This window comes from Allobosea sp. P1_A7 (genome assembly GCF_056406775.1).
On sequence record NZ_JBFTZN010000341.1, the window covers coordinates 1 to 5,667 of the forward strand.

The 5,667-nt window shown below is 64.9% G+C and carries 7 protein-coding genes; 4 read left to right on the forward strand and 3 right to left on the reverse strand.

The features are described 5' to 3' along the window. From AC1D34_RS33425 to AC1D34_RS33435, 3 genes are all read left to right on the forward strand, one after another. Window positions 1–630: helix-turn-helix transcriptional regulator (locus AC1D34_RS33425; RefSeq protein WP_476826554.1), on the forward strand; the 630-nt coding region annotated here is incomplete at its 5' end. 98 nt (window positions 631–728) lie between these two features. Further along, a complete protein-coding gene (locus AC1D34_RS33430) occupies window positions 729–1,199 on the forward strand; it encodes a hypothetical protein (RefSeq protein WP_441506887.1) in 471 nt (156 codons plus the stop codon). A 169-nt stretch (window positions 1,200–1,368) separates the two neighbouring features. Then, the gene (locus AC1D34_RS33435) at window positions 1,369–1,629 is read left to right on the forward strand and encodes a DUF7696 family protein (RefSeq protein ID WP_113518572.1); all 261 of its coding nucleotides are present in this window, start codon (window positions 1,369–1,371) and stop codon (window positions 1,627–1,629) included. A gap of 199 nt (window positions 1,630–1,828) precedes the next feature. Here AC1D34_RS33435 and AC1D34_RS33440 read toward each other — a convergent pair whose 3' ends face one another. The 3 genes from AC1D34_RS33440 to AC1D34_RS33450 all read right to left on the reverse strand — a co-directional run bounded on the left by AC1D34_RS33440 (window position 1,829) and on the right by AC1D34_RS33450 (window position 5,173). Then, window positions 1,829–2,113, reverse strand: coding sequence for a BrnA antitoxin family protein (locus AC1D34_RS33440; RefSeq protein ID WP_476826555.1), 285 nt, complete (start codon window positions 2,111–2,113; stop codon window positions 1,829–1,831). Further along, window positions 2,110–2,517, reverse strand: a complete 408-nt coding sequence (locus AC1D34_RS33445) for a helix-turn-helix domain-containing protein (protein WP_441506889.1) — start codon at window positions 2,515–2,517, stop codon at window positions 2,110–2,112. The genes AC1D34_RS33440 and AC1D34_RS33445 overlap by 4 nt, the downstream gene beginning before the upstream one ends. A 418-nt stretch (window positions 2,518–2,935) precedes the next feature. After that, window positions 2,936–5,173, reverse strand: coding sequence for a calcium-binding protein (locus AC1D34_RS33450; protein ID WP_476826556.1), 2,238 nt, complete (start codon window positions 5,171–5,173; stop codon window positions 2,936–2,938). Between the two features lie 284 nt (window positions 5,174–5,457). Between AC1D34_RS33450 and AC1D34_RS33455 the strand changes: the two genes are divergently transcribed. Continuing rightward, window positions 5,458–5,667: hypothetical protein (locus AC1D34_RS33455; RefSeq protein ID WP_476826557.1), on the forward strand; the 210-nt coding region annotated here is incomplete at its 3' end.

Sequence of the window (5,667 nt, forward strand, 5' to 3'; positions counted from 1 at the left end):
TCTCGGCACCCTGATCCGGGCCTTGGTGGAGCTCTCGGCACCCTGATCCGGGCCTTGGTGGAGCATATCGACGGGCTCAGCGTCGACCAGGCGCAGTCGGCCGTCGACGGCATCCTGCGCTTTGCCGCAACCGCCCTTCCCTCCGGCGGGCCGAGAAAGGAACGCGAGGATGTCCCGCTCTTCGATCGCGCTCATCGGCTGGCCCGAGGCAGGCTGTCCGACCCGGATTTCGGCCCAGACGACCTGATGGCCGCGCTGGGCGTCTCGCGCTCGAAACTGTTCCGGTCGTTCGAGGCCCATGGCGGCGTGCGGCGCTGGCTGGTCGGGATCCGGCTGAGCGCCAGCCTGCAGGTGATGATCAGGTCTGCGGGAAGGCTGAAGATATCGGCGATCGCGCATCAGCACGGATTTCGCAGCGAGGCCCATTTCAGCCGTGCGTTCCGGAAGCGCTATGGCATGAGCCCAAGCGCGGCTCAGGCCTCGAGCCTGCACGCCCATGGCAATCTGGCATATCTGACCTGGGCGGAGCAGGATATCGCAGCCGGGGGGTCGACGGCCGAGGCCTGGCTCGCCTCCGCTCGCACCCGAGCGTGGGTGGGAGCAGGACGAGAGCGCTCATCGCGCGTCTGAACCGGCGATTCTGGGTCTGAACTCCCATCAGCGGCGCCCCCCTGGCCTCCCGGCGTCGAACTGCCCTCAATCTCTACAGGAGCGGGCGACGCCGCACCTTGCCCGCCGATCTCATCTTGATGACTGGACGTCCCAATGCGCGGCTCCTCGCGGTTCGGGGCCGTGACAGCGCGATCGATACCGCGGATCGAGCGTTGCGGATGAGATCTGAAACCTTCCGGCTGGCCCTGGAAATCGCGACGATCTGCCCGAAGACAATCAAAGCCGGCCTTCGGCAAGAAGGCCCAAGCAAGAAGCACCGGGTGGGGCGCGACGATTTCATGCAGAGACCGCAAGATGGCGGAGCGCCGGGGGCGCATTCCGCGCCGACGCAGCCTTCCGCTCTGGGCCGGGTCCTACGCAAGGCCTGGGCGCTCGTGACGCTGGCGAAACGCCGCGCGCAGGAGGACGAAGCATGGGATGGGCTGGAGGTCTTCGACATGCTCGGCGGCTGGCAGGGGACAGGCGCGAGGCGCCGTAATAGCGAGCGACGTGCGAACAGGAAACAGCCGCAGCGCCAGACATCATGAGCCCAGGTCGGGCTCGGGATTCCAGGTTTCCATCGCGGTGGCGAACCGAATGCGGATGCGGCCGCTGAACCGGCAGTTGGAAAGAAACATGTGAGGATGCCGCGACGTTCGGCTCGTCACGGCGCTACGGGAATGACAAAGGCTACTCTGTCACTTCAGGAGATTCGCCTTGTCTGCCCCTGCCCCTTCCTTCGCCTGGTCCCATCTCGCCGGGCGCGAAGTCTCGACCTCGTCGGAAGAGTGGCGGCACGAATGTGAGATCGCCTATCTGCTGGCGATGCCGACCGCGAAGCGCAACACCTTCCTCGATGGCGTTCCCGGCTCGACCGATCGCGAAGAGCGCGGCATCAAGGGCGTCCGCGGCGAGGCGGCGGTGGCCAAGCTTCGCGCCGAAATCATCCGCCTGCACGGTCTCAAGAACAAGACCTAAAGCATCGGCCCGAAAAGTGGATTGCGGTTTTCGGGAAAGCCGATGCAATCACAGATCGTTAGATCACGCCGCATTTGGACGAAATCGTCAAAATGCAGAAATCATGATCGACACCAATGGTTCAGGGCATGCTCAGTGCGAAAGACCGTTGCCGCTTTTTCGCAGCATGCTCGAGCGGCGCGGCCCGTCGCCGCTCGTCTCAGCCGTCATTCGACGAGTTGAGATCCTCGGGCTTCAGCGTGTCATCGCCGACGAGGCCCGCCGCCTGGCGCAGCGCGTCGTTGACGCGGTCCTGCCAGCCTGGTCCGCCGCTCTGGAAATGATCGAGGACATCGTGGTCGATCCGCAGCGTCACCATCTCCTTGGCGCCGGGAAGCGCCGGCCGCTTCTCGATCACGGGTGGCGCTTTCGGTGCGGCCGGCTTGAACAGGGCTTCGGCCTGGTCGCGGGCGCTGGTCGGCCGGCGCGGTCTGTCGTGGTTCATGATGCGTCCCTGCTCTTGCTGCGGGCTTTCCTGACGACGTCAGGCTCGTTGGTCAATCGCTCGCGGCGTTCCGTCTTCTCTGCCGTGCTTGCGTCCATCTCGCTCATGGCGTGGTCCGCCGCGCGTGCGGCGCGGGCCCGCACCGTGCTGGCGCTGACCTTGAGCGAGGCATGTGACGCTGTCGGGACAGTTGTGGGCACAAAGCCCTTCCGCAGCCGCACGCCGGCCCCCTCGCCATTCTCGGCGATGAAGATGACGCCGGCTTCGGACAAGGCGGCCTGCATCTTCTCGACGCTGCTCATCCTTGCATCCTGGCCCGCCTCGAAACGGTTGACGGTATTGACGCCGACACCGGCCTTCTGCGCCAGCTCGGGCATGCTCCAGTTCAGGGCCGCACGGGCCATTCGGCATTGATATGATTTCATATGGTGATATTATCACCATATACGATTATTATCAAGTATTTTTGATGAGTGCACTCGCAGCCGGGTCTCTGGTTGGAAGGAACACCGTCGAAAAACAGGGAGCGCCCCGCAGCGCGCTCCCTTCTGCGTCAGTCCGTCTGTGTCCGAACCTGCCAGGCCATCGGACTTCCCGTGCCAGCATCGGCTGTCCCGAAAACCGGAAACCACTTTTCGGGCCGATGAACCTTTGCTGCCGGCATCGGCTGTCCCGAAAACCGGAAACCACTTTTCGGGCCGATGAACCTTTGCTGCCGGCATCGGCTGGCCCGAAAACCGGAAACCACTTTTCGGGCCGATGAACCTTTGCTGCCGGCATCGGCTGGCCCGAAAACCGGAAACCACTTTTCGGGCCGATGCCTTAGATAAACAGCGGATCGGTCGAGAACGGCGCGGGCGCCGGGCCGAACAGAAAATCATCCTGGTCGAGAAAAACCTCCTGCCCAAAGCTCTCGAAGAGCGTGATCTGCCCGCGCTCCGAGGTGATCGTCGTCTGGAAATCCTCGTTGACGATCGAGAGGTCGGCGAATTGCAGGCCGCTGCCGCGCAGGTCGAACAGGTCCGAGCCGTCCTGGAAGCCGGAGACCGTGTCGCCGAAGAAACTGCCCTCCGTGCTCCAGCGCCCGGTTCCGCTGTAGACGAAGAGGTCCTGTGCATTGTCGAGATCGAAGCCGAACTCGTCGCGGCCGGCCTCCATCTGGTCGTCGGCCACACCGCTGACCAGCCGATCGGAGCCACCTCCCCCGTTCATGCCCGAGCCGACCGCGCCGGCATGCAGTTCGTCATTGCCGGCATCGCCCTGCAGGCTGTTGTCGAAATTGCTGAAGGAGCTGTCGCTGCCGAAGAGGACGTCGTCGCCCTCGCCGCCCGAGGCGACGCCGCCGCCGTCACTGGTCGCGAGCGTCAACCGGTCGTTGCCCGCCTCGCCGAACAGATTGTCGAAGCCGCCCGGGCCGCCATCGAGGATATCGTCGCCGGCGCCGCCATGGATCTCGTCGCTGCCGCCAAGCCCGGTGACCTGGTCATTGCCGCCAGCGGCGAAGATCCGGTCATCGTCCCGCGTGCCAGTAATGACATCATCGCCATTCGTGCCGGCGATGACGAAGTCGGTGTTGGTGAAATCGCCGGTCGTGAAGCTCTGCAGGCCGGCAAACTCGACCGTGAAATCATCGGCATCGAGCAGGCCGTCATCATTGGTGTCGGCCACCAGGAACGTATTGCCGGCACGCTGGATATAACCCAGCTGCGTCAGCTCATCGCCGCCGCCCGGCAGGGCCGCTCCGATCCGTGGATTGGCCTCGATCTGGCCGACCCAGGCGAAATCGCCGCCGGAGAGCTGGAGCACATCGCCGTCGGCCAGTCCGGCACGCTGGAAATCGGCAACGAAATCGCGCACCGAGAAGCTCGAATCGGGCTGGAAGGCGCCGGCGTTGAAGTTGAACTGGTCGTTGCCGCCGCCGCCCTCGATCCGGTCGGCGCCTTCTTCGCCTTCCAGCTCGTCGGCGCCCGCGCCACCGCTCAACTGATCGCTGCCCCGGCCACCGAACAATTCGTCGGCGCCGGCGTCCCCGAACATCGCATCGGCGCCGTCGCCGCCGAACATGTCGTCGTCGCCGATGCCGCCCGAAAGCGTGTCGGCCCCATCATCGCCGTCGACATTGTCGTCGCCGGCACCGCCGGACACCGTATCGTTGCCGTCGCCACCCGCCAGCCCGCCGTCATCATCCGCGCCGCCATCGATCGTGTCATTGCCGGCATCGCCTGTCAGGAAGTCGCGGCCTTCGCCGCCATTGATCGTGTCGGCGCCATTGCCGCCCTGGATGAAATCGTTGCCGTCCCCGCCCGTCAGCGTGTCAGCGCCGTTGCCACCTTCGATGTTATCGTCGCCGCCGCGGCCATTAATCGTGTCGTTGCCGCCAAGCCCCAGGATCGTGTCGTTCCCCTGGGTGCCGTTCAGCGTATCCGCGCCATTGCCGCCGGCGATCACAAAACGCGTGCTGCCGAAATCCGACTGGACGAGATTGRGCTGGCCGTTGAGGCGGATCGTGAGATCGCCCGCGTCATAGCTGCCATTGTCGTTGCTGTCGGCGAGCACAAAGGTGTTGCCGCCGTTGAACGCATAGGAGATGGCCGCCAGCCCATCGCCGCTGGTCCCGATCGCGCTGCCGAGCGTGGGCATGGCGTTGAGCTGCCCGCCGAAGCTGAAACGCGTCGCGGGGCTGAAGGCGTCGAACTCCAGCGTGTCGCCAATGGCGTTTCCGGCGCCCTGGAAATCGGTGACGATATCGGTCAGGGCCGCGGTCGAGGTTCCGCCGAACGGGTCCCATTCGAACCGGTCATTGCCGCCGCCTCCGGTCAGCATGTCGGCGCCTGCGATCTCGAAATTGGAGTCGCCCGCCAGCGTGTCATTGCCGGCGCCGCCCTGCAGCACGTCGGCGCCGCCTCCGCCGGCCAGCTGATCGTCACCGCCGCCGCCGTCGAGCGTATCATTGCCGCCGAAGCCGAGGATGAAATCGGCGCCCGCCAAACCACGGATGAGGTCGGCGTCTTCCGTTCCGAAGAGCGTGTCGTCTCCCGTTGTGCCGTCGATATTGGCCATGATCCTGCTCCGAATTGGTGGAAATGCCCCTAGGAGCCCACGGACTTTTCTTGGCGGGCGGACGCTGATGCTCGGATCTGGGCGAGTCCGTCCTCCGCCGTCTCGTCACGATCAAGCGGGCGAGGTTCGGCCCCGCTTGGGAGTGGCGCTGTCTATCAGCAGCCCTCGCGCGCGAAGCTGACAGGTCCTGTCAGCGAAATGTCAGTTTGGCGGATGTAGGATGGACCATTGACCGCGAAGAACGGCGGGTATGGCCGAATTGCGACCGGGTTGAGGGTGACGCGATGGTTGAGGGTGGTGAACCGGCCATAAGGCCCTGGCGACATCAGGTCCTGGTCGTTGCCGAGGGTGACGATTTCCTCTGCAGGCTCGAGGAGATGGACGCTTGGCTCGAGCGCTGGAAGATCACGTACCGCGCCGTCTCGGTGAAGCGGGACAAGGGCGCCATACGGGTCTGCTTTCGTGAGGCGAGCCTCGCCCACGCCTTCCATGAG